The 22,838-nt window shown below is 61.0% G+C and carries 20 protein-coding genes; 16 read left to right on the top strand and 4 right to left on the bottom strand.

Annotation, left to right across the window (positions count from 1 at the left end):
- Positions 1-13 precede the first annotated feature (13 nt).
- A complete protein-coding gene (locus tag FQ755_RS06645) occupies positions 14-892 on the bottom strand; it encodes a LysR family transcriptional regulator (protein WP_144152368.1) in 879 nt (292 codons plus the stop codon).
- A 325-nt stretch (positions 893-1,217) separates the two neighbouring features.
- Here FQ755_RS06645 and FQ755_RS06640 point away from each other — a divergent pair, with 325 nt between their 5' ends.
- From FQ755_RS06640 to FQ755_RS06625, 4 genes are all read left to right on the top strand, one after another.
- Positions 1,218-1,964, top strand: coding sequence for an SDR family NAD(P)-dependent oxidoreductase (locus FQ755_RS06640; RefSeq protein WP_144152366.1), 747 nt, complete (start codon positions 1,218-1,220; stop codon positions 1,962-1,964).
- 138 nt (positions 1,965-2,102) lie between these two features.
- Positions 2,103-3,230 carry an alkene reductase gene (locus tag FQ755_RS06635; RefSeq protein ID WP_144152364.1) on the top strand — a complete coding sequence of 376 codons (1,128 nt, stop codon included), beginning with the start codon at positions 2,103-2,105 and terminating at the stop codon, positions 3,228-3,230.
- Positions 3,231-3,300: 70 nt separating this feature from the next.
- A complete protein-coding gene (locus FQ755_RS06630; RefSeq protein ID WP_144152362.1) occupies positions 3,301-4,290 on the top strand; it encodes a zinc-dependent alcohol dehydrogenase family protein in 990 nt (329 codons plus the stop codon).
- A gap of 296 nt (positions 4,291-4,586) precedes the next feature.
- Positions 4,587-5,258, top strand: a complete 672-nt coding sequence (locus FQ755_RS06625) for a DUF3331 domain-containing protein (RefSeq protein WP_260858359.1) — start codon at positions 4,587-4,589, stop codon at positions 5,256-5,258.
- Positions 5,259-5,263: 5 nt separating this feature from the next.
- On the opposite strand, the gene FQ755_RS06620 is transcribed toward FQ755_RS06625, so the two are convergent.
- Positions 5,264-6,160, bottom strand: coding sequence for a LysR family transcriptional regulator (locus FQ755_RS06620; protein WP_144152360.1), 897 nt, complete (start codon positions 6,158-6,160; stop codon positions 5,264-5,266).
- Between the two features lie 117 nt (positions 6,161-6,277).
- On the opposite strand from FQ755_RS06620, the gene FQ755_RS06615 reads away from it, so the two are divergent.
- The 9 genes from FQ755_RS06615 to FQ755_RS06575 all read left to right on the top strand — a co-directional run bounded on the left by FQ755_RS06615 (position 6,278) and on the right by FQ755_RS06575 (position 18,011).
- Entirely contained in the window at positions 6,278-6,943 is a 666-nt protein-coding gene (locus tag FQ755_RS06615; RefSeq protein ID WP_144152358.1) for a redoxin domain-containing protein, read from the top strand.
- A 308-nt stretch (positions 6,944-7,251) separates the two neighbouring features.
- Positions 7,252-7,998 carry an SDR family NAD(P)-dependent oxidoreductase gene (locus tag FQ755_RS06610; protein ID WP_144152356.1) on the top strand — a complete coding sequence of 249 codons (747 nt, stop codon included), beginning with the start codon at positions 7,252-7,254 and terminating at the stop codon, positions 7,996-7,998.
- A gap of 71 nt (positions 7,999-8,069) precedes the next feature.
- Positions 8,070-9,170, top strand: coding sequence for an alkene reductase (locus FQ755_RS06605; protein ID WP_144152354.1), 1,101 nt, complete (start codon positions 8,070-8,072; stop codon positions 9,168-9,170).
- A 70-nt stretch (positions 9,171-9,240) separates the two neighbouring features.
- Positions 9,241-9,636: a DUF427 domain-containing protein gene (locus FQ755_RS06600; protein ID WP_144152352.1), complete on the top strand. Its 396-nt coding sequence runs from the start codon at positions 9,241-9,243 to the stop codon at positions 9,634-9,636.
- Between the two features lie 71 nt (positions 9,637-9,707).
- The gene (locus tag FQ755_RS06595; RefSeq protein ID WP_144152350.1) at positions 9,708-10,457 is read left to right on the top strand and encodes an SDR family NAD(P)-dependent oxidoreductase; all 750 of its coding nucleotides are present in this window, start codon (positions 9,708-9,710) and stop codon (positions 10,455-10,457) included.
- A 550-nt stretch (positions 10,458-11,007) separates the two neighbouring features.
- Complete coding sequence (locus tag FQ755_RS06590; protein ID WP_144152348.1) at positions 11,008-11,670, top strand: gamma-glutamylcyclotransferase; 663 nt, start codon at positions 11,008-11,010, stop codon at positions 11,668-11,670.
- A gap of 312 nt (positions 11,671-11,982) precedes the next feature.
- Positions 11,983-13,158: an efflux RND transporter periplasmic adaptor subunit gene (locus FQ755_RS06585; protein WP_144152346.1), complete on the top strand. Its 1,176-nt coding sequence runs from the start codon at positions 11,983-11,985 to the stop codon at positions 13,156-13,158.
- A 20-nt stretch (positions 13,159-13,178) separates the two neighbouring features.
- Complete coding sequence (locus tag FQ755_RS06580) at positions 13,179-16,451, top strand: efflux RND transporter permease subunit (protein WP_144152344.1); 3,273 nt, start codon at positions 13,179-13,181, stop codon at positions 16,449-16,451.
- A 12-nt stretch (positions 16,452-16,463) separates the two neighbouring features.
- Positions 16,464-18,011, top strand: coding sequence for an efflux transporter outer membrane subunit (locus FQ755_RS06575; RefSeq protein ID WP_144152342.1), 1,548 nt, complete (start codon positions 16,464-16,466; stop codon positions 18,009-18,011).
- A gap of 52 nt (positions 18,012-18,063) precedes the next feature.
- Here the strand turns inward: FQ755_RS06575 and FQ755_RS06570 are convergent, their stop codons facing one another.
- Positions 18,064-18,975, bottom strand: a complete 912-nt coding sequence (locus FQ755_RS06570; RefSeq protein ID WP_144152340.1) for a LysR family transcriptional regulator — start codon at positions 18,973-18,975, stop codon at positions 18,064-18,066.
- A 282-nt stretch (positions 18,976-19,257) separates the two neighbouring features.
- On the opposite strand from FQ755_RS06570, the gene FQ755_RS06565 reads away from it, so the two are divergent.
- Positions 19,258-19,899, top strand: coding sequence for a glutathione S-transferase family protein (locus FQ755_RS06565; protein WP_144152338.1), 642 nt, complete (start codon positions 19,258-19,260; stop codon positions 19,897-19,899).
- 453 nt (positions 19,900-20,352) lie between these two features.
- On the opposite strand, the gene FQ755_RS06560 is transcribed toward FQ755_RS06565, so the two are convergent.
- Entirely contained in the window at positions 20,353-21,315 is a 963-nt protein-coding gene (locus tag FQ755_RS06560; RefSeq protein WP_144152336.1) for a LysR family transcriptional regulator, read from the bottom strand.
- 151 nt (positions 21,316-21,466) lie between these two features.
- Between FQ755_RS06560 and FQ755_RS06555 the strand changes: the two genes are divergently transcribed.
- Together FQ755_RS06555 and FQ755_RS06550 are read left to right on the top strand one after the other, a co-directional pair.
- Complete coding sequence (locus FQ755_RS06555; RefSeq protein WP_144152334.1) at positions 21,467-22,288, top strand: aldo/keto reductase; 822 nt, start codon at positions 21,467-21,469, stop codon at positions 22,286-22,288.
- A gap of 230 nt (positions 22,289-22,518) precedes the next feature.
- Complete coding sequence (locus FQ755_RS06550; RefSeq protein WP_144152332.1) at positions 22,519-22,782, top strand: hypothetical protein; 264 nt, start codon at positions 22,519-22,521, stop codon at positions 22,780-22,782.
- Positions 22,783-22,838 lie beyond the last annotated feature (56 nt).

Below are 22,838 nucleotides of genomic sequence, written 5' to 3'. Positions count from 1 at the left end.
ACGTCATGGCGTGTCAAAGCATCAACTCGTCCGCTCTGGAAAGAAACAGCTGCAACACCGGGGATGTATTCGAGCGGCTATAGCCGATCACGAGATCGACGGTGGGCGCCTCGCCTTCCAGCGGGCGGCTCACCACCGACCACGGCAGCAGGTTGTTCGCGTACTCCGGCAACAGCGCGAGGCCACGCGTGGATGCCACCAGCGACATCGCCATGGCGAGATTGTCGACGCCATGCTCAGGGGTGACCTCAATACCCTTTTCGCTTAGGTAGCGTTTGATCACAGCATTAAGCACCGTCGCCTTGTTCGTCGCCATGATGAAAGGCTCGCCCGCAAAATCCTCAGGACGAATGCTGGCGCGTTCGGTCAGCGGATGATCGCTTGGCATCAGCACGACGAGTTTCTCGCGGCTGACCACCCGATAGTCGAGATCGTAGCCCGGCTCGGCGCGTAAAAATGCGAGGTCGAGTTTGCCGCGCGCCACTGCATCGGCCAGATCCGGCGAATAGTGGCTCGACACCGTCACGTCGACTTTCGGCAATTCCTCGCGCAGCACCTGCATTGCGCGTGGCAGCCACGTCATTTCCTGGCCCGTCAAAAAGCCGAGTGCAAAAACCTGCTTGGTGGGTTGCGAGGCACGTCGCGCCGCTTCAGTCGCGGCGTCGACCTGGGACAACGCGAGCCGCGCGTGATCGAGAAACGCCTTGCCGGCCGCCGTCAATTCCACGCCGCGCGCACTGCGGCTGAATAGCTCGACCCCCACCTCTTCCTCCAGATCGCGAATCTGGCGGCTCAGCGACGGTTGCGAAGTGAACAGCCGGCGCTCGGCCGCCACCGTCAAACTGCCGGTCTCGGCGACGGCGATGAAATACCGCAAATGGCGTAGCTCCATGGGCCCTCGATGGCTGTCTATGCCTCACAGGCATGCCCGCCAGCCTACAAAGTCTTTTAAATTTCCGCAAGTCCCCGCTAGATTACCAATCTGGCAGCGGCTCAGCACTGAGCGTGCGTGCATAGCAACGGCCAGCATTTTTCCGACCCATGCCTGCCATCTATATTGCTGCGACTCTGGAATGATCCAGCGCGGCAAGGCATTGGCTGCGGCAAACGGCAAGCAGCAGGCTGAGCGGCAGATCGCCAGTTATTCAGTATGGCTAATCAATCAGGCACGCCCTCGATCACCCTCTTCACCAGCACTGAAACGCCAGGAACCCGCTATGCGTCCTCTGAGTGGCAAAACCGCGCTCGTCACGGGCGCGTCTCGTGGCATTGGCCGCGCCAGCGCGCTGGCGCTTGCCAAAGCCGGCGCGCAGGTGCTCGTGCATTACTGCCGCGAAGACCAGGCGGCCGCTGAAGTGGTCGCGCAAATCCGCGCGGCCGGCGGTCACGCTGAAAAAGTCGCGGCGGATTTGCGCGCGCCGGAAGGACCGCACCGGCTGGCGAGGCGGGTGCGTGTCGTGATCGGCGCGCGTCTGGATGTGCTGGTGGCAAGTGCCGGCATTGCGAAGGATGCAAGCATCGAAGACACCACGCTCGCCGATTTCGACGAACTGGTCGCCCTGAATGTGCGCGCACCCTATTTTCTGGTGCAGCAACTGATGCCGGTGATGTGCAAAGGCAGCAGCGTCGTGCTGGTTTCGTCGCTAGCGGCGCATGCGTCGGTCAATTCCCTGTCGGCGTATGCGGCGACCAAGGGCGCCATCGATACCCTCGTCAAGCACTTTGCCCACACGCTCGGTCACCGGGGCGTGCGGGTGAATGCGATCGCGCCTGGCGTGGTGACCACCGGCATGTCGTACCTGGCAACAACGGAGCAGGGCCGCGCAGCGACGCTCGAGATGCAGGCGTTAAAGCGTATCGCACACGCCGAAGAGATCGGCGACACCGTCGCCTTTCTGGCGTCGGACGCGGCGCGCTGGGTCACCGGCGAGACGCTATACGTCGACGGCGGCTCGAAACTTTAAGCGGCACTCATCCCCGACTGGAATGATTCATATCCGATTCCCGGTCTTCTGCAAGCCTGAAGGAATGGATAAATTGTTCATCAACGGATCGGCACTGTGTCGAGCGTCCCAGACTCACTAGCTACTAAAGGAAAGATCATGGCTCACTTGTTTGCGTCCAAAAAGGTCGGTGCTTATACCCTCTCCCATCGGGTCGTTCTGGCGCCGATGACCCGCCTTCGCACCATCCAGCCCGGCGACATTCCCAGCCCGATGATGGCCGACTTCTACGGCCAACGCGCCTCGGAAGGCGGCCTCGAAATCGTCGAAGGCGTCAGCATCTCGATCACGGCCCGCTCGTATCTGGGCGCCGCCAGTTTCTATCACGACGGCCAAACGGAAGGCTGGAAGGCCGTCGCCAACGCCGTGCATGCGAAGGGCGGCCGTGTTTTCATGCAGCTCATCCACGGCGGCCGGCAAAGCCACGTTGAAATGACCGGCGGCGTCGCGCCGGTGGCACCCTCGGTCGTGCCGTTCGACGGCATCGCGCTCACCAAGGATGGTTTTGTACCGGCATCTCCACACCGCGCGCTGGAGCTCGAAGAAATCCCCGGCATCATCGAGGAGTTTCGCGTGGCCGCTCGACGCGCGCTCGAAGCAGGTTTTGACGGCGTCGAGTTGCACGGCGCAAACGGCTACCTCGTGGACCAGTTCATTCAGGACGGCAGCAACAAGCGCACCGACGCTTATGGCGGCCCGATCGAAAACCGCGTGCGCTTCCTGCGTGAAGCGGTGGAAGCACTGATCTCGGTGTTTGGCGCCGAGCGCGTCGGCGTGCGGATCTCGCCGTCCGGCGAATGGGGCGATATCTCCGACAGCAATCCGGAAGCCACTTTCAGCTATGTGGCAAAGATGCTGGACGGATACGGCCTCGCCTATCTGCATGTGATCGAACCGCGCGTCAAGGGCGACGACACGCTGCACGAAGGCCACGAGCCGGTCGCCGTGAAGTATCTGCGCCCTCACTTTACGGGTCCGATTATCGCCGCCGGCGGTTTCGACGGCGCGAGCGCCGAAGCCATCGTCGCTTCGGGTGATGCCGATCTGGTGGCGTTTGGCCGCCACTTCTCGTCGAATCCCGACTTGCCGTACCGTCTGCAGCACAATCTGCCGTTGACGCCGTATGTCCGCGCGGCCTTCTGGGGCGGTGACGCAACGCATTATTCGGACTTCCCCGCCTACTCGCCCGCTCAATTCCCTACTGAGGAAGCGGTTGCGACGTCGTAATGCTGGACTAGACTCAATACGCTCAGCGCGTTGCACCTTTTTCTTCATTCAATCCTATTACGAGGTTCACATGTCACGCACGATTCAGTTTGCCAAAGCCGGCGGTCCGGAAGTGCTCGAATTCGTCGAGCAGCAGGTCCGCGCTCCCGGTCCCAATGAAGTTCGCATCAACGTCAAGGCAATCGGCATCAACCGCGCCGAAGCCATGTGGCGCACCGACGTCTATATCGAGCCGGTCAAGTTTCCGGCTGGCCTCGGGTACGAGGCCGCCGGCACCGTCGACGCCGTGGGCCCGGGCGTCAGCGGCGTTGCGGTGGGCGACGAGGTCAGCGTGATTCCGTCGTTCTCGATGAACCAGTACGGCACCTATGGCGAGGTCGTCATCGTGCCGGACTACGCGGTCGTCAAGCATCCGGCGAGCCTCTCGCCAGCCGAGGCAGCCTCGGTATGGATGATGTTCGTCACGGCCTACGGCGCGCTGATCGAAGATGCCAAGGTCACGGCCGGCGACTTCGTCGTTATTCCGGCGGCCTCCAGCAGCGTGGGGCTCGCCGCGATCCAGATCGCCAACTATGCGGGCGCCACGACGATCGCACTGACGCGCACCGCGGAAAAGCGCAGCCAGTTGCTCGAAGCCGGCGCGGCGCATGTGATCGCCACGGCAGAAAGCGACCTGGTGCAGGAAATCATGCGCATCACCGGCGGCAAGGGCGCGCGGGTCGTGTTCGACCCGGTCGGCGGCCCGACCTTTGCCAAGCTGATCGAGGCGTTGTCGTTCGGCGGCATCGTGTTTATCTACGGGGCGCTTAGCAGCGAAGTGACGCCGTTGCCGGTCCTCGACATGATCGCCAAGGTCGCCACGGTCAAGGCGCACAACATCTGGCTGACGAGCGGCGACGAGACCCGGCGCAAGGCGGCGGTTGAATTTGTCCTTAAAGGCCTGGAGAGCGGCGCACTGAAGCCGGTAATCGATCGTACCTTCAGGTTCGACGAGATCGTGGACGTGCACCGTTATCTGGAGCAGAACGGCCAGTTCGGCAAGATTGTCGTTACCGTTTGACCGGCAAGGGACGCGCGGGCGTCCCTGTTCCATCCGTGACAGCGAATTCCGATTGTTAGCCGAACCCAAACGGAGTTTTCAGGGAACGCGTATTTATCCGTTGCCGGGCAGTCGATATGATGCGTTCAAGGGTGCTGTCAAAGGCGCCCACACTCCACGCCCCGTTGTGTCGCAGGCCGCCACGACGGGCGTCGGCGTCTTTCCGCTGCCTTGCAGCGGGCGCCGCAGCGCAGCGCCGCAGCACATCGTTACAGGCCGTTCCATCCGCGAGGATGGAGCCAAACAAAGGATTCGACGTGAACGGAACAGGAACCGGGTCAGACTTCGCGGCCACGCACAAGCGCCCCGCGACGCGCAATCGCCGCCTGAAGGCCGATCCCGCGCAGCGTCAGGACGTCACCGAACGGGTCTTCTCGTCGAGCGGCGAGGCCTTGCCGCCGCCGGCGGGGCCCGCCATGGTGTCCACATTGACGCCGGCGCGCCTCGCCGATCCGTGGTCGTTCGTCATTGCGGGACTCAAGGACGGCGCAGAAGCCGCGCCGAACACGCGCGGCAGCGCAAGTGCTGCGCAAACCCCTGCGGCTGCGGCGCAAGACGCCACTGAGGAACCGCGCCAATCCGCTTCGCGGTCCGGGCGCGAATGTACCGGCCGCGCGCGGCGCGGCGCGGCGGCCGATCGGGCGCGGGCGCCGTCGGCGCTGGCGGAGAGCGCGGTCGTGACGTTCGTCGAGCGTTTCAGCGCCAAATCCGTCTCGATCACCTGGCGCGACTCCACCGCGGCCAACTATTGCGAGCAACTCTGGATCCGCCGGATTGCGCGTTCGCAAGGCGTTTGCGCGCTGACCGGCAACAGCATCGTGCGTGGCGACGCCGTGTACGGACCGGCTGGCCGCACGGCGGCACGTCCGGCCAATGCAGCGCAAATGGTGCTGGCCGAAGCAATCGAAGAACTCGAAAGCGTGGTTTGAGGCAGTCAGGCCGCTTCATCGGCGAGGCAATTCTCGACGAACGCGGCGAACTGCCTGGCCTTGGTGCTAGCCAGCCGGCCGGTGGGATAGACGGCGGAAAGGTTGATCGACGGCAGCATCCAGTCGTCCATCACGGATATGACCTTGCCTGACTTGAGCTCCGGAGTGAAGGCCCATTCGGACACGATGGCGAGACCCATATCGGCAATCACGGCGGCACGCACGCCCTCCGTTGCGGTGATTTTCACCTGCCCCTGCATCTTGACGGACACCTCGGCGGTCTCCTTGCGGAACTTCCATTCCTCGCCGCCGCCCTGGTCGCGCGTATAAATCACCGCGCGATGGCCGAGCAGATCGGCGGGCTCTTGCGGAATCCCCTGCCGTTCAAAATACTCAGGTGTCCCAATGACCCGGCGACGCGCCTCGGACAGCCTGCGCGCCGTCATGTTGGAATCGGCGAGCACGCCCATGCGCAAGGCCAGATCGATACCCTCTTCGACGAGGTCGATATTGCGGTCGTCCAGCACCAGTTCCAGGTCGAGATTCGGATGCTTGGCGATAAACTCCGGCAACCTGGGCACGATATGCAGCCGCGCAAAGCACACCGCTGCCGAAACCCTTAATTTGCCAGACAAACCCGAGGCGGTGCCGCGCGCGGCCAACACCGCTTCATCTGTCTCCTCGACGGCACGTTTGGCGCGCTGGTAGAAGCTGGTGCCGGCCTCGGTTGGCGTGAGGGCACGCGTGGAGCGCAGCAGCAGCTTGACGCCGAGCCATTCCTCGAGCTGCGCAATCGCCTTGGATACCGCCGGCTGGCCGACATCGTAGTGTCGCGCCGCTGCCGAAAACGAGCCGGTATCCACCACACGAATAAAAATCTCGATCGCCGCAAGGCGGTCCATCGCAATGCCCCTCTGGAATAAGTGCTATCCGATTCTGCACCTTCTGTTCTGCAAGTGGAATGGATAAATTGACCTCATCGGGTTAATTGTCTGCCTCGCGCGGCGCATGAGGTTTTTATGGCTGCACTGTCGAAAGAAGGAAACGCCGTACCGTTACCCGCTGAGCGGGTTGCCGATTTGCCGGCCGATCCGGTTGCGCAGATGACAATGGCGGCGTCGACGCCAGCCGCTTCGCGGGCGCTGAGGGCGGGCATGCGCGCCCCGCTCTTTACCCTCGCGGACGCCAGCGGGCAGCAGATTGCGCTCGAAGATCTGTTAAGCGAAGGCCCGGTTGTGCTGCATTTTTGCCGCGGCGCGTGGTGTTCGTTCGGTGACGAAGGTTTCGTGGAACTTGCCGCGATTCATCAGGACATCAACGCGCTCGGCGCGAATGCGGTGTCGATTGCCCCACCGTGCAGCGTCAGAACACGCGACACGCCCCTGCCGATGCGCGAGTTGCAAGACCACGACATGAAGACAGCGCGTGCTTACGGTCTCGCCTTCGAACTGCCCGCAACCCTGCGGCCGCGCTATGAATCGCTTGGTTATGTGCCGCCATCCACGAGGAAAGCCGGTTCGTGGCTCGTGCCGCTCCCCGCCACTTACCTGCTGGATCGTGACGGCATCGTCGTACTGGCCTTCATTGATGTGGACTACCGCAGGCACTTCGATCCCCGTTCCTTGCTAAGCGCATTGCGCGTCCTGCAAACACGAAAAATCCATGCGGGTCGCCACGATCTGTAGTGCTTCGCGCAAACGCCTGCCATGCGCGCATCAACATGCTTTCATTTCTCCGACACCCTGCTCCGGCACGGCACATTGGGCTGTACGGCGCAAACAATCCAGCATGGCGCTGGCAAGGCATGCCCGCGAAGCATGACCACCCACCCACAAAGTCTTTTTCCTTTGTCGCGCAGACCACTAGATTAACTCCCATGGCAGCGGCACAAAGCAACGCAACATCCGATGCCGCCGCTGCGATTCCCCGGCTACCCCGGCGTGCATCCGCACTCCTTAAGGACAGCAGCTTTCAATCTCACAGGAGCTTGATCATGACTCATCTGAACGGCAAAACCGCCCTCGTTACCGGCGCCTCGCGCGGCATCGGCCGCGCCAGCGCGCTCGCACTCGCGAAACAGGGTGCGCAGGTCCTGGTTCATTACAGCAGCGGCGAAAAGGAAGCGGATGCAGTGGTCGCCGAGATTCGTGCGGCGGGCGGCAAGGCCACCAAGGTCGGCGCCGATCTGCGTCAGGCCGACGGGCCGCATGCACTCGCTCGTCAGGTGCGCGAGATTGTCGGCGCCCGGCTGGACGTGCTGGTAGCGAATGCCGGCATCTCGAAGGCCGCCCGCATTGAAGACATCACGATCGAAGATTTCGACAATCTGTTCGCCGTCAACGTGCGGGCGCCCTACTTCCTCTTGCAGCAATTGCTGCCGGTACTGGGTGAAGGCAGCAGCGTGGTGCTGCTCTCCTCGCTGGCGGCCCATTCGGCGGTGGGCGCGCTGTCGGCGTATGCGGCCACCAAAGGCGCTGTCGACACGCTCGTCAAGCATTTTGCCGTGGCACTCGGCGAGCGCGGCATTCGCGTCAACGCGGTCGCGCCTGGGGTGGTCGCCACGGACATGTCCAACTTCACGAAAACCGATGCGGGCCGCGACGTGACGCTCGGCATGCAAGCGCTCAAGCGCATCGCGCAACCTGACGACATTGCCGGCGCAGTGGTCTTCCTCGCTTCCGACGACGCGCGCTGGGTGACGGGCGACACGCTGCACGTCGATGGTGGCTCGAAGCTCTGATCACACATTGCCGGGGCGCAAACGGCGTGGTCATCGAAAGTACATCAAAATTCATCAATCAGGAAAACGAAATGAATTCTCAGGATCTCAAGTTGCTTTCGCCGGTAAAGCTGGGCGCGCTCGATCTTTCGCACCGTGTCGTGCTGGCGCCGATGACCCGCCTGCGCGCCGACAAGGACGACAGCCCCAGCGCGATGATGGTGGAGTATTACCGTCAGCGCGCCACGCAAGGCGGTCTGCTGATCACCGAGAGTGCGCACCCTTCGTATGACAGCCGCGGTTATATCGGCGCGCCCGGTATCTATACGGAGCAGCACGTCGCGGCCTGGAAAAAAATCACCGACGCGGTTCATGCCAAAGGCGGGCTCATTTTCATGCAGATTGCGCACGATGGCCGTCAATCGCACGTCGATCTGAGTTGGGGCAACGCACCGGTCGCGCCCTCGGTGGTGCCATATGAAACCACCGTGTTCACCGAGAACGGCTGGGTGCCGAACTCACCGCATCGTGCGCTCGAACTCGATGAAATCCCAACAATTGTCGAATCATTCCGCCAGGCCGCCGTGCGGGCGAAGCAAGCCGGCTTCGACGGCGTCGAATTGCACAACGCCAATGGCTATCTGGCCGACACGTTTTTGCAGGACGGCACCAACCGGCGCACGGATGCGTATGGCGGCACGATCGAGAAACGCGCGCGCTTTTCGCTCGAGGTGGTGGATGCTTTCGCTTCGGTGTGGGGCGCGGACCGGGTCGGCGTGCGCGTCTCGCCGAGCGGCCGCTGGGGCGCAATCTCGGACAGCAATCCGGAGGCCACCTTCGGATATTTTGCCGAACGTCTGAACGCCTATGGTCTAGCCTATCTGCATGTGATCGAACCGCGCGTGATGGGAACGGAGACGCTGGTGGAGGGCCAGGCGCCGGTCGCGTCATCGTTCCTGCGCAAAATTTTCAAAGGCCCCATCATGGCAGCAGGCGGATTCGACCGCGACGGCGCCGAAGACATCCTGCAACGCGGCGACGCGGACCTGGTGGCATTCGGCCGCTGGTTTTCGTCGAACCCGGATCTGCCCGAGCGTTTCCGCCATGGCCACCCGTTGACGCAATACGTGCGGGACGCCTTCTGGGGTGGCGACGAACGCGCCTACACCGACTTCACACCGTTTGCCGCCTGAGCGGCAGCGGCTTGCAACACCGGCCTCGCCGCGCGCCTGCGTATGGCGAATCAACTCAAGGAGCGTTTCCATGTCAAGCAACCTCAACCCGGCAGGCAAGACCGTCAAAGTTCCCGGCCCCGATCATCCGATCACCGTCGAGCCGAACCCCGCGCACGTCGTAGTCAAGCTGGCCGGCAAAGTAATCGCCGATACCCGCGAAGCGCTGACCTTGCGTGAAGCCGCTTACCCAGCCGTGCTATACATCCCGCGCAAGGACGTGGACATGAAATTGCTGGAACGTACCGAACACGCCACCTATTGCCCCTATAAAGGCGACTGTTCGTACTTTTCGATTCCATCGGGCGGCGAGCGTTCGGTAAACGCCGTGTGGACGTATGAAAAGCCGTATGCGGCAGTCGAATCCATCAAGGACCACCTCGCCTTCTACCCCGACCGCGTCGATTCCATCGAGGTCGAAGCCTGATTGCGGTACACCGGTGAATTGCAGCGCGGGCCGCCCCAGGCTGGCTCGCGCGAACCCAACCTGAGAACGTCATGACCAAACAATCTGTTGTACTCATTACCGGCGCGCTGACCGGCATCGGCCGCGCCACTGCTTTCGCCTTTGCACGTGACGGCGCCAGCGTCGTCGTGTCGGGCCGCCGCATCGAAGAAGGCCTGCAACTCGCCGAAGAATTGCGCGCTACCGGCGCGCAAGCGGAATTCGTGCAATCGGACGTGCGCTTCGAGAACGAGGTGAGCAAGCTGGTGGACGACGTCGTTGCACGCTTCGGCCGTCTGGACATCGCCGTGAATGCGGCCGGCACAGAAGGCGAAACCACGCCCGTGCTGGAGCAGACACCCGAACGCTATAACGCCGTGTTCGACACCAATGTACTGGGCACCTTGCTCGCAATGAAACACGAATTGCGCGTCATGACGGCACAAGGCAGCGGCAGCATCGTCAATATTTCGTCGACCATGGGTGTACGCGGTGCCGCGGGTCTCTCGCTGTATGTCGCCAGCAAGCACGCGGTGGAAGGACTCACGAAGTCGGCGGCGCTCGAAGCCGCAGCCTTTGGTGTACGGGTCAATGTAGTCGCGCCGGGCCCTGTCGAAACCGCCATGCTGAACCGGCTCACGGCAAGCGCGGAACGCAAAGCCGGCATGCTTGCAACCGTCCCGCTCAAGCGCGCCGGTAGGCCGGAAGAAATTGCCGAAGCCATCGTATTCGTAGCGTCGGAGAAGGCGAGTTTTATGACTGGCGAAATTCTTAGAATCAACGGCGGTAGAACGGCCGCGTAACGTCTCTCTTCTTCTGATACATGATTTTTTTACGCAGGATAAATTTAAATTTTATTTAGTTATCCGATATATTTTTTTGAGTGCCATATTTCCGTATTGCTCACCCCAGCGCAGATCGGCGCTATTTCCTGTCACACCGCCTATTGATCGACCGGATATTCCTCACGGCGAACTATGGTCAGTTCCGGGGTGAGCACACCTGAACAAGGCTAACCGATCGTTGCGCGATCAATCGACGCACGATGGCGGGCAGATGACACCGGCAGGCACGCAGGTCAGCGCGCGGGTCAATGCCCGCAGACGCGCAGCCGTTACGCCTTGTTGCGTGATACCGCAGGCGTCCCGCGTGACATCAGAATCCAATAATCCGGTTACATAACACAGCTTGCGCCATTGTCGCTTTTGAATCGCCAAAGCGTCTCCTGTCCGAGTGTTTATCCGAACTCACCCGGTGTTCATACTTGCGCCATGCCAAAGAAGCCGGTGCGATGAAAAATTTCTCCCCGCCGCGCGAACCAAGGCGTTCAGGAACCCTCACCCGGCGATATTCATGCTCACAAGACAGGCCATTCATTCCGGCGAATACCTTGACCATTTCGAATCCCTGCCCAATCTTTGGACGGCGGACCGCATCGAGACGTCGCTAAAAGAGACCTTGAAGTCACGGCCAAAGGGAATCGGCGGTGTGTGGATTTTCGCTTACGGTTCGTTGATGTGGAATCCGATGGTGAATTTTGAGCGCCGGCAAGTTGCCACCCTACACGGCTGGCATCGTAGCTTCTGTCTTCACATGGAAATAGGTCGCGCGAGTCCGGATATGCCCGGCCGCATGCTCGCTCTTGAATCCGGCGGCCACACGCACGGCGTGGCGCTAAAGCTATGTCCCGCAACAATGGGCGAAGAATTGCGGCTGATATGGATTCGTGAAATGGTATTGGGCTCCTATACGCCGACCTGGGCGCCAGTCACGCTCGACGACGGTACCGAAGTCCATGCGATTGCATTTGTGGCCGACACCAGTCGCGAACAATATGCCGCCGACTCTCGCGTAGCGACGGTCGCCCCGCTCGTGGCAAGCGCCAGCGGGAAATTTGGCAGCAACGCCGAATATCTGTTCAAACTCCGCGACGCGCTCAAGGAGTGCAACGTGCGTGACACCTATGTCGAGGCCCTCGCTGGCGAGGTGCTGCGCATTCCCGCGGGTCGCGTCTGAGTCGAGCGCGGGTTCATCGGTTGCTGCCGTTCGGACGACAAAAGCCGACGCGCGTCTGAATGAGGCCGACTTTGGATCCCGCAAGCCTGCGCCAAGAGGCGCCGTCACACTCGATCTGATCCCTGAGCCGAATCATTGTCGCTCCAGCGACTACAAAGAAACCACTGGCCGCTACTTTATCGCTGCCAGCTCGACGACCATACTCCTGTCAACGAATCACGCCGCTCGGATGAATTGAAACCGACGTTTCCCGAGCGGGTCAGTCATCGATTCTCTCTGAATTACACGTCATTTAAATAAGGAATACTACATATGTTAAGTAGCCGAAAAACCATTGCGAAAGCGCTGGGCGCGCTGTTCGTGGTTGGCAGCGTCGCCGGCATCGGTTTTAGCCACCACCGCGATCCGTCACCGGTCAGTTCAGCGCAAGCCGCCGATACGCCGCCGGCGGTCGTCGACGTCGATGTTGCAACCGTCCTTTCTCAAACCATTACCGACTGGCAGAGCTATTCGGGGCGTCTCGAAGCGGTCGATCATGTCGATGTTCGCCCGCTTGTTCCCGGCACCATCGTTGCCGTGCACTTCAAGGATGGCGCGCTCGTGAAGAAGGGCGAGCCGCTCTTCATAATCGACCCGCGCCCGTATGTCGCCGAGGTCGACCGCGCGGCCGCCGAGCTTGCCGCCGCGCAAGCGCGTGCGGCATACACGTCCACCGATGCAGCGCGGGCCGACAGGCTGCTGGCCGACAACGCCATCGCAAAACGCGACTACGACGAAAAGCAGAACGCTACCCGCGAGGCCGCAGCCGGCGTAAAGGCAGCGCAGGCTGCGCTGGAAGCCGCTCAGGTGAACCTGAGTTATACGACTATTTGCGCGCCCGTTTCGGGACGCGTCTCGCGCGCGGAACTGACGGCGGGTAACGTCGTATCGACTGGACCGAGCGCACCGCTTCTCACGACGATCGTCTCCGTGTCACCGATTTATGCGTCATTCGATGTCGACGAGCAGACGTATCTGGAATACCTCGGCCGTGACCGCGACGCTTCCGTACCGGTTGCGCTCGGTCTGGCAAACGAAGAGGGCTATTCCCGCAAGGGCTTCATCGCGTCGGTCGACAATCGCCTCGATACCTCGTCGGGCACTATCCGCGTCCGCGCAAGCATCGACAACGCGGACGGCACACTTGTTCCAGGTCTTTACGCACGCGTGCAAGTCGGTGGCGGCGAAGCGCATCCCGCCATCCTGATTAGCGACGCCGCAGTCGGCACGGACCAGGCGAAGAAATACGTGCTGGTCGTCGACGACGCCGGCAAGGTGCAATACCGCGAAGTCCAGCTAGGCAGTCTCCACGACAACCTGCGCGTCGTCACTTCCGGCCTCAAGACCGGTGAGCGCGTCGTGGTGAACGGCATTCAGCGTGCGCGGCCCAACGACACCGTGCGTGGCAACCTGGTCAAGATGACCGACGCGGCGAAGTCGGCCGCGTAACCGTCAAAGAGAAGCCCATCATGAACATCTCAAAGTTCTTCATCGACCGGCCCATCTTTGCGGGCGTGCTATCGGTCGTCATCCTGCTCGCCGGTTTGATCGCACTGACGAAGTTGCCCACGGCGGAGTACCCGGAAGTCGTGCCGCCGTCGGTTGTCGTCCGGGCGCAATACCCTGGCGCAAATCCAAAAGTCATCGCGGAGACAGTCGCTTCGCCAATCGAAGAACAGATTAACGGCGTCGAAAACATGCTGTACATGCAGTCGCAGGCCAATAGCGACGGCGCGCTGACGACGACCGTGACATTCAAGCTCGGAACGGACCCCGACAAGGCCCAGCAACTTGTGCAGAACCGCGTTGCCCAGGCATTGCCGCGGTTGCCCGAGGACGTTCAACGACTCGGCGTCGTCACGGTTAAATCCTCGCCGACATTGACGATGGGTGTGAACGTCGGTTCGCCGAACGGCCGCTACGACCTGAACTATCTTCGCAACTACGCGCTCATCAACATCAAGGACCGGCTTGCTCAGGTTCCGGGCGTCGGCGAAGTCGTGATGTGGGGCGGCGGCGATTACTCGATGCGGGTCTGGCTCGACCCGACCAAGGTAGCGCGCCACGACATGACGGCCACTGATGTCATTAAGGCCATCCGCGAACAGAACGTTCAGGTCGCCGCTGGCATCGTCGGTGGTGCCCCCATGACGACGAACGTGCCACTGCAACTGAGCGTCAACGCACAGGGACGGTTAAAGACGGAAGACGAGTTTCGCAAAATCATCCTGAAGACGGGTCCCGACGGGGCCGTCACTCACCTGAGCGACGTGTCCCGCGTCGAAATGGGGGCGGCTGAATATGCCCTGCAGGCCAACCTCGACGGCAAGCCTGCGGTTCAGTTGATTATCTTTCAGCAACCGAACGCCAATTCGCTGCAGATTTCAACAGACGTTCGCCGCATTACCGCGGAACTGCAGAAGGACATGCCGGATGGCGTGAAGGCCTCGATCGTCTACGACCCGACGCAGTTCGTCCGCGAAAGCATTGATGCGGTTATCCACACGCTTTTCGAAGCCATCATCCTCGTGGTGATTGTGGTGATTGCGTTCCTGCAGACGTGGCGTGCTTCGCTGATTCCGTTGATTGCCGTGCCTGTGTCGATTGTCGGCACCTTCTCGCTAATGCTGGCCTTCGGCTTTTCCATCAACGCGCTGTCTCTCTTTGGCATGGTGCTGGCCATCGGGATTGTGGTCGACGACGCGATTGTGGTGGTGGAGAACGTGGAGCGCAACATCGCCGCCGGTCTCTCGCCGCTCGAAGCCTCGTATGAGGCCATGCGGGAAGTGAGCGGGCCGATTATCGCCATTGCGTTGACGCTCGTGGCCGTATTCGTGCCGCTCGCGTTCATGTCGGGTCTGACGGGTCAGTTCTACAAGCAGTTCGCAATGACCATCGCGATTTCGACGGTCATCTCGGCGTTCAACTCGCTGACGTTGTCGCCCGCGTTAGCCGCTGTGCTTCTAAAAGACCACCATGCGCCAAAGGACCTGCTAACACGCTTCATCGACCGCATCCTGGGACCGTTCTTCAACGTCTTCAACAAGGTTTTCAACCGTGCTTCAGAAGGCTACGGCAGGGGCGTGGGCGGCGTCATCAACCGCAAGTTCGCGATGATGGTGGTATACGGCGTATTGCTCGGCGGCACCGTCCTGCTCGGCAAGATTGTGCCGGGTGGCTTCGTGCCCGCTCAGGACAAAGACTACCTCGTCAGCATCGTGCAATTGCCACCCGGCGCTTCGCTGGACCGAACCGCGCGCGTCGTACACGAGATGGGCGAAATTGCCCGTCGTCAACCGGGCGTTGAGCACACGCCTGAATTCCCCGGCCTGAACGTGACCGGTCTGATGAACTCTTCGAGCAGCGGTCTGGTGTTTCCCGTCATGAGTCCGTCGAAACATCGCAGCAAGGACGAATCCGCGTCGACAATCGTCGGTAACCTGCAGAAGGAATATGGCGGTATCAAGGGCGCCACGATTGCGACGTTCCCGCCTCCGCCTGTCTCGGGACTTGGCACGATTGGTGGATTCAAGCTGCAGATCGAGGACCGTGGCGCACTCGGCTATGAAGCGCTGAACAAGGCCGTTCAGGCCTTTCTGGCAGCGGCAGCAAAGGCACCAGAACTCGGCCCGTCGTTCTCGAGCTACCAGATTAACGTTCCGCAACTGAACGTCGAACTGGACCGCGAAAAAGCCAAGCAGTTGGGTGTCAGCGTGACCGACGTGTTCGATACGATGCAGATTTACCTGGGCTCGCTATATGTGAACGACTTCAACAAGTTTGGCCGCGTGTACCAGGTGCGCGCCCAGGCTGATGCTCCATTCCGCGCTACCGCGGAAAGCATCCTTGAGTTGAAGACGCGTAATGCCGCGGGCGATATGGTGCCGCTGTCGTCGCTCGTGAAGGTCACGCCGACCTTCGGTCCCGAAACCGTGATTCGCTATAACGGGTTCCTTGCGGCCGATATCAACGGTGGACCCGCGCCTGGCTATTCGTCCGGTCAGGCAATGGCCGCAGTTGAGCGGATTGCTGCACAAACGCTGCCTCGCGGCATCAAGTTCGAGTGGACCGACCTCACATACCAGCAGATTCTGGCGGGCAATGCAGCGCTCTGGGTGTTCCCTATCAGCGTGCTGCTGGTCTTCCTCGTGCTCGCGGCGATGTATGAAAGCCTGACTCTGCCGCTCGCGATTCTGCTGATCGTACCCATGAGCATCTTGTCGGCGCTGTTCGGCGTGTGGCTCACCCAGGGCGACAACAACATCTTCACGCAGATTGGCTTGATGGTGCTGGTCGGGCTCTCGGCGAAGAATGCGATTCTGATTGTCGAATTCGCGCGTGAACTCGAAATGCAAGGCCGCACGATTGTCCAGGCCGCGATCGAGGCGTCACGTCTACGCCTGCGTCCGATTCTGATGACGTCGATCGCTTTCATCATGGGTGTGGTCCCGCTCGTTATGTCCACCGGCGCTGGGTCGGAGATGCGCCGCGCGATGGGTATTGCCGTCTTCTTCGGCATGTTGGGCGTCACATTCTTTGGGCTGTTGCTGACGCCAGTGTTCTACGTCCTGCTGCGCAAACTTGCCGGCGGCAAGCAGTTGAAGGACAGGCACGGAAATCACCCTCACATTCACGGCCCCGACGACCACGGTCCCGCGGACGGCGGAACGGGTAGTTCGCATGACGAAACAATGACGCCCGCGAATCAGCCCGCGCTGGAAGAACCTGCGCTGCAGGACTAAAGGAGAAACATCATGAAAGGAATTTTCCCGATCAAGAAAGCCTTTACGGGATCCGTCCTGCTTGGCGCATTGCTGGTGCTCGCCGGATGTTCTCTGGCACCGGCATATGAGGTACCGTCGACGCCCACCACGGCTACCTTCAAGGAAGCGTCACAGGAACCCGGTCAGGACGAAGCCGGCACGTGGAAGACGGCACAACCGTCCGAAAACGTTGCAAGAGGTGAATGGTGGAAAGTTTTCCAGGACTCCAGGCTAAACGACCTCGAACAGCAGGCGTTCGTCGCCAACCAGAACCTGAAAGCCGCAGCCGCACGCGTGAAAGAAGCACGCGCGATGAACCAGGCGGCTCGTGCGGGTCTGTTGCCGTCTCTTGACGCCGGGTTTGGTCCCACGCGTGAGCGGGTTTCCGCGTCTTCACTCTTCGAGCCAGATGGAACGAACGTGCCGCAGCAGACCTTCTGGCGCGCCCAGGCCAGCGCCTCGTATGAAGTCGACCTGTTCGGTCGCGTCGCCTCGACCGTGGATGCAGCGACCGCCGACACCCAACGCAGCACGGCCCTGTATCGTTCCGTTCTGCTCGCGCTTCAGGCGGAAGTGGCGCAGAACTATTTCGCGTTGCGCGAACTCGACGCCGAATCTGAACTCTTCACGCAAGCAGTGCAGTTGCGCGAACAGGCGCTCAAGCTCGTCAAGCGCCGCTATGCGGAGGGCGAAATCACTGACCTCGATGTGTCCCGGGCGCAAGCGGAGCTGGCCGGCACGCAGTCCGATGCGATGACTGTTCAACGTCTGCGCGCAGCTTCCGAACATAGTCTCGCGGTGCTGCTTGGGCAAACTCCGGCTGAGTTCTCGATGACTGCCGACCCGCTCAAACCGGTCGATTTGCGGATTCCAGCGGGACTGCCGTCATCGCTGCTCGAACGCCGCCCGGACATCGCCGCCGCGGAGCGCGCCATGGCCGCAGCGAACTCGCGGATAGGCGTCGCGAAAGCCGCGTTTTTCCCTTCGCTTACGCTGACCGGCACGGGCGGATTCGAGTCTGCGACGCTGGGAGACCTGTTCAAATGGAGTAGTCGAGCCTTCCTGCTGGGGCCTTTGGCGGGAACCGCGTTGAACGTTCCGATTTTCGATGGAGGCCGCCGCAAGGGAAATCTCGCCAATGCCAGAGCCGTCTATGAAGAAGACGTGGCTAACTATCGGCAACAGGTGCTCGTGGCGTTTCGGGAGGTCGAGGATAGTCTCTCCGACATGCGCATCCTGGAGGTGCAAACCAGGACCGAGAGCGCGGCTGTCGAGGCGTCACAGCATGCTGCGGACCTCTCGCGCGCGCAATACAACGAAGGCGCTATCGACTATCTGGACGTTATCGATGCAGAGCGCACGGTGTTGCAGGCGCGCCGCGCAGCGATTCAACTACAGGGCGTACAGGCGGCGTCCACGGTTAATCTGATTCGCGCTCTTGGCGGCGGCTGGGGGGATGTCATACCGCAGCCCGCGCAAATTGCCGCGGTCGACGCCTGCCCGGATGGATTTGCGCAAACATCGGCCGCGCAGAAATAGTCGTGTATGGACTGAGAGGATTGCCCTGGCATCCACGCGCGATAAGCGGCGTCTATTCGGCGGTCTGTTGCAGCGTGTCCGCCAGATGATTCACCACAGCGCGAGTCTTGGCGGCCATTTTCTGGCCAAGTGAAATGATTGCGTGTACGGGCGGGCCGTCGGTGTCTGCTTCCGGCAGCAGATGAATCAGCCTGCCCGACCTGACGTAGGGCAGCGCGACGCGGTCAAGAATCTGGGTGATCCCGAAACCTGCAACCGCGGCTTCGACGAGCGCCTGGCCATCAGCAAGAACGAGGACGGGAGAAAGCGATACTTCACGAATATGGGTGCCGTCCTGCACCGTCCACGCCCGCAATCGACCGCTGGGGCCACGAAATACGATCGCGTCGTGATCGGTCAAAGCAGCGAGCGACATCACTTTCCCGCGCCGCTCCAGATAATCCGGCGACGCATAAAGGCCGAGCCGCAGGTCGCAGAGTTTGCGCACTGTCAGCTCGCTGTCTTGCGGGAGGGTTCCAATACGCACGACCACGTCCCAGCCTTCGCCCACCGGGTCGGACATCCGGTCGGTCAGCGCCATTTCTAGGGTGAGCTTCGGATACTTCTCGCGTAATTGAATGAAGCTCGGCAGCAGCAGACGCCCAAAGCCTGCCGGCAAATCTATCTTCACCCGGCCGACAGGTTCCGAACGCCGGGCGGCAAGCTGCTGTTCGGCCTCCCGTAATCCATCCAACGCATCTTGTGCCGCGGCGAGATAGGTCTCCCCGTCCTCGGTGAGCCGCACGGCGCGCGTGGTGCGTTGAAACAGCTTCGTGCCGAGCCGGTTCTCGAGGCGTTGCACCGCCTTTCCAACGTTGGACTTGCTGCTCCCCAGGTCCTCTGCAGCACGAGTGAAGCTGCCCGTCTGGGCAACCGCCACAAAGACTGCAATTTCGGCCATCGGTGCATCGATGCGCTCGTTCATCTTTTAACCCATTCGGCAAAGTACGAAGTCAGTTCACTTTATCAGGTGTTCGAGGAAGCATCAGACTGTCTGCATTAGTTCAGAAAGTACCCACGCAAAATCTTGCCGCACTACCGCTAGACGGGCGTTCCAATTGTCGCCTTTAAATCCACAGAGTGACTCCCGCACGGGTGTTTATCGCAAGCGCGAATCTCGCGATACTTCATCCCAACGGTGCGCAATTCACCTGTCTCCCGCGACTCACCGAAAACCTGTCACCCACTCATCTGAAAGGCACGTCAAATGAAACTTTACATCGCTCAAGCGACATGCTCGCTGGCCGTCCAGGCAGTAGCAAACGAATTAGGCCTCTCCCCCGAACTCGTTCACTACGACGTATTTGGCAAAACCACAAGCGACAACGCCGACTTCGCTGAAGTCAATCCGCTCGCTTACGTGCCGGTCCTTGAACTCGACGACGCCGATAAGGAACGGATAACTGAAACCATCGTGATTTCTTCGTTTCTCGCTGACCGGCATCCTGAATCTGGGCTGATTCCGCCGCGTGGCACGATGGAGCGGGTCAGAATGGACCAGCTGTTGACGTTCATCGCAACCGAGATAGCGCAGAAGCATATTCCGTTGATGCGCAGACTCATGACCGAGGAAGGCATAGCGTTCACAAGCAGGAAGTTACTCACGGCCTACGCAGCGCTCGATGCTCGTCTGGCCGACGGACGGCCGTATCTGACCGGCGAGCAGTTCACCGTCGCGGACGCTTATGTTTGGGCAACCATGTGGCACGAACGCTCTGGCGTGAAACTTGACCATCTTAAGAATCTGATGGCCTACGTGGCACGAGTCGAAGCACGGCCATCAGCGCAGAAAGCGCTTAAGGACGAAGCGGAGTTGGTTAGCGTGCACAAAGCCCGATTGGCGGCGTAAGCGCCTGGTGTGGCCGGTGGCAGTGCTTACGGCCTCTTCGCAGGGCGAAATGCAAAAACGACCGGGCGCTGGAATCGGGCAGAACACCACATCGAACCCGGACTACACCTTGCGTCTCGACCCGAGCGAACCTGTCGCAGCACTGCGACGCCTTGAAATGGGTGGCCGACGTAAGCAACGAACCTCGCCCGCTTCGCGCAGGCGAGGTTTGCGAGCCGTCGAACGACTCGCCGTCCATGATCAGTAATGGTGATAGTAGCCGCCACCTCCGGGTACAACGATGCAGCCGCTCAACCCGGCTCCGAGACATACGGCCATCAGCGTCAATGCAAAGATTCGTTTCATACGTGCCTCACTTGTCAGTAGTGAGAGCACTATATTTGGAGCGCACATTACCAGTGTGTTTGTGTGTAACGAGACGTGAGGTTTGAAACATCCGCTGCGTCCGGCGCCTTAGCTCTTGCGCTGCCGCCGCTCTTTTCGCAGGCTCATCGGACGGTGCGCAGCGGGCGTAGCCTCGGATAACGACTCGAGGCAGAAATTAATGAACGCCTCGACTTTCGCGGCTCGATGGCGCCGTGAGGGAAAAAGCGCATACAGCGGAAAACGTTCGTCCGACCAATCCGGAAAGAGGTCGACCAGCAAGCCGTCGCGCATCATCTGCTCGACGCCGATCTCCATGACCTGAGCGATGCCTGCGCCAGCGATACACGCGCCCAGCATGGTTTCCACGTCCGAGACGAGCAACCGCCCTTCTGCCGGTATCTCCGTGACCTTCTTGCCCCGATGGAATTCCCACTCGAAGGGCTTGGCCGTCACCGGGTTATAAAACATGATTCGCCCATGTTTTCGCACCTCTTCAGGTTTTGCAGGCGTCCCGTGCTCCGCTACATATCGCGGCGACGCAACCGTGATGATGCGCGTCTCGAGCAGCTTGCGCGCCACCAGCGTTCCCGTCGGCGGCGGCCCAAAGCGCACAGCAAGGTCGAATCCATCCGCGACGAGATCGCCGACGTCGTCGCGCATGATGAGTTCGAGCGAGAGGTCGGGATAATGCGCCAGAAAATCCGGCAATCTCGACGCCAGCACCGTCCTCGAAAAGAACGGGTCGACGTTGACGCGAAGCCTTCCCTGCACGACATTCGCTGAACCCGACGCCACCGAAGCCGCTTCCTCGATGCCGGTCAGATGCGGACCCACCACCTCATATAGACGCCGGCCTTCGTCGGTCAGCGTTTGCGAGCGCGTGGTACGGTCAAGCAGCCGCACCCCCACCCGTTTCTCCAGACGCGAAACAGCGCGGCTGACCCCCGACGGCGACAGACCGAGGGCGTCGGCCGCGCGCACGAAACTGCCACTCTCCGCGACTGCGGCGAGTACGGTAATGCCAGAAAACAGCCGGCCATCAAACGTCATGCTCTCTCCAAAGCGCGTTACATTCAAATAGTTTAGTCACGAGTGAAGTGAACAGCACGTACTTTATTCAACAATCAGAACGTGAGAGATTGTCCTCCCGTACTCTGCGGCGGCTTGTGCCGTGGACCAAAACCAGCTTGGGAGAGCATCGATGGAAACTTTGAACACGCAGGGAATCGAATTGCCGCGCCTCGGATTCGGCACGTTCCGCATGCCGGGCGGCGATTGCCAGCCGGTCGTTGAAAGCGCACTGGAACTCGGATACCGGCACATCGATACCGCCGAGATGTATCAGAACGAGGAAGCCGTCGGCGCGGCCATTGCGGCCTCGGGTCTCGCGCGCCAGCAATTGCATCTGACAACCAAGGTGTGGCACGAGAACCTCAAGCCGGAGTCCATCCGTCGCGCGCTGGACACGAGCCTCGGAAAACTCGGTGTCGATTATGTCGACCTGTATATGGTGCATTGGCCGTCGCGCGACATGGACCTCGGCGCGATCATGGAGACCATGCAAAGCTTTCTGCAGAACGGCACCGTGCGCGCCATCGGTGTGTGCAACTTCAACCTGACGATGCTGCGAAGCGCTGTCGAGGACATCGGCGCGCCCATCGCCTGCCACCAGATTGAATATCACGCGTTCCTGGATCAGTCGAAAATGCTGCGCTACCTGCGTGAAAAGGGCATTCCGCTCGTCGCCTATGCGCCGCTTGCCCAGGGCCGGGCGGCAAATGATCCGGTACTTCAGGGAATCGGCGCAAGGCATGGCGTGAGCGCTGCCCAGGTTGCGCTTGCCTGGCTTCTGGAGCAGGACGGGGTCGCTGCCATTCCCAAGGCCCAACGCCGCGAAAGTCAGAAATCCAATCTCGACGCGCTGACGGTCAAACTCGACGACGAGGACCGGCAAGCTATCGCCGCGTTGCCGAAGAACCAGCGCTTCGTCACGCCGCCGTTCGCGCCGGAGTGGGACGCCTGATCGTCTGAATTCATCAGCGACAAAACCTCTCCTCCCCGGGCAATCCGGCCGGCCCGGGCTATCGGTTAGATCCGGGTCCGATTCCTGCGGGCACGTCTGGATAGTTCCGGAGCGAGGCGCGCGTCGCACTTCAGCGGGCGAGCGATTCGCAACAGGTGGCGCGGCAGGCTGCGCAAACCACCTGTCCTGCTCCGGGCCTTATCACACGAGCAATCGCAAGGAGAGCAGGCATGAAAACAAAAGCCATTTTTGGTGTCGCGGCAGTTGCGCTGTTTTGCGTCACGAGCCAAAGCTACGCGGCAGGTTGCCTGAAAGGCGCCGCGGTTGGCGGGGTCGGCGGGCACTTTGTAGGCAATGGCCATGCAGTTGCGGGCGCGGCTGGAGGATGTGCCGTAGGCCATCATATGGCTTCGAAGAAAGCGAAGCAGGACAAGGCCCAGGCGCAGAACAACGGCGCTAACGACCCACATCAGCAGCCGCAGTCCAACAACTAGGTTGATGATGTGACTACGTCATTGGAGCCCGGTTGAAGGAAGACGGCGGACATTGC

The sequence above is a fragment of the Paraburkholderia sp. BCC1885 genome (assembly GCF_900996235.1).
Taxonomy (GTDB): domain Bacteria; phylum Pseudomonadota; class Gammaproteobacteria; order Burkholderiales; family Burkholderiaceae; genus Paraburkholderia.
This window is presented reverse-complemented; position numbering and strand designations above follow the sequence as displayed.

Coding starts and splice junctions, on each gene's coding strand:
- FQ755_RS06645 (WP_144152368.1), bottom strand. CDS start 892: ATGGAGCTACGCCATTTGCGGTATTTCATCGCCGTCGCCGAGACCGGC.
- FQ755_RS06640 (WP_144152366.1), top strand. CDS start 1,218: ATGCGTCCTCTGAGTGGCAAAACCGCGCTCGTCACGGGCGCGTCTCGT.
- FQ755_RS06635 (WP_144152364.1), top strand. CDS start 2,103: ATGGCTCACTTGTTTGCGTCCAAAAAGGTCGGTGCTTATACCCTCTCC.
- FQ755_RS06630 (WP_144152362.1), top strand. CDS start 3,301: ATGTCACGCACGATTCAGTTTGCCAAAGCCGGCGGTCCGGAAGTGCTC.
- FQ755_RS06620 (WP_144152360.1), bottom strand. CDS start 6,160: ATGGACCGCCTTGCGGCGATCGAGATTTTTATTCGTGTGGTGGATACC.
- FQ755_RS06615 (WP_144152358.1), top strand. CDS start 6,278: ATGGCTGCACTGTCGAAAGAAGGAAACGCCGTACCGTTACCCGCTGAG.
- FQ755_RS06610 (WP_144152356.1), top strand. CDS start 7,252: ATGACTCATCTGAACGGCAAAACCGCCCTCGTTACCGGCGCCTCGCGC.
- FQ755_RS06605 (WP_144152354.1), top strand. CDS start 8,070: ATGAATTCTCAGGATCTCAAGTTGCTTTCGCCGGTAAAGCTGGGCGCG.
- FQ755_RS06600 (WP_144152352.1), top strand. CDS start 9,241: ATGTCAAGCAACCTCAACCCGGCAGGCAAGACCGTCAAAGTTCCCGGC.
- FQ755_RS06595 (WP_144152350.1), top strand. CDS start 9,708: ATGACCAAACAATCTGTTGTACTCATTACCGGCGCGCTGACCGGCATC.
- FQ755_RS06590 (WP_144152348.1), top strand. CDS start 11,008: ATGCTCACAAGACAGGCCATTCATTCCGGCGAATACCTTGACCATTTC.
- FQ755_RS06585 (WP_144152346.1), top strand. CDS start 11,983: ATGTTAAGTAGCCGAAAAACCATTGCGAAAGCGCTGGGCGCGCTGTTC.
- FQ755_RS06580 (WP_144152344.1), top strand. CDS start 13,179: ATGAACATCTCAAAGTTCTTCATCGACCGGCCCATCTTTGCGGGCGTG.
- FQ755_RS06575 (WP_144152342.1), top strand. CDS start 16,464: ATGAAAGGAATTTTCCCGATCAAGAAAGCCTTTACGGGATCCGTCCTG.
- FQ755_RS06570 (WP_144152340.1), bottom strand. CDS start 18,975: ATGAACGAGCGCATCGATGCACCGATGGCCGAAATTGCAGTCTTTGTG.
- FQ755_RS06565 (WP_144152338.1), top strand. CDS start 19,258: ATGAAACTTTACATCGCTCAAGCGACATGCTCGCTGGCCGTCCAGGCA.
- FQ755_RS06560 (WP_144152336.1), bottom strand. CDS start 21,315: ATGACGTTTGATGGCCGGCTGTTTTCTGGCATTACCGTACTCGCCGCA.
- FQ755_RS06555 (WP_144152334.1), top strand. CDS start 21,467: ATGGAAACTTTGAACACGCAGGGAATCGAATTGCCGCGCCTCGGATTC.
- FQ755_RS06550 (WP_144152332.1), top strand. CDS start 22,519: ATGAAAACAAAAGCCATTTTTGGTGTCGCGGCAGTTGCGCTGTTTTGC.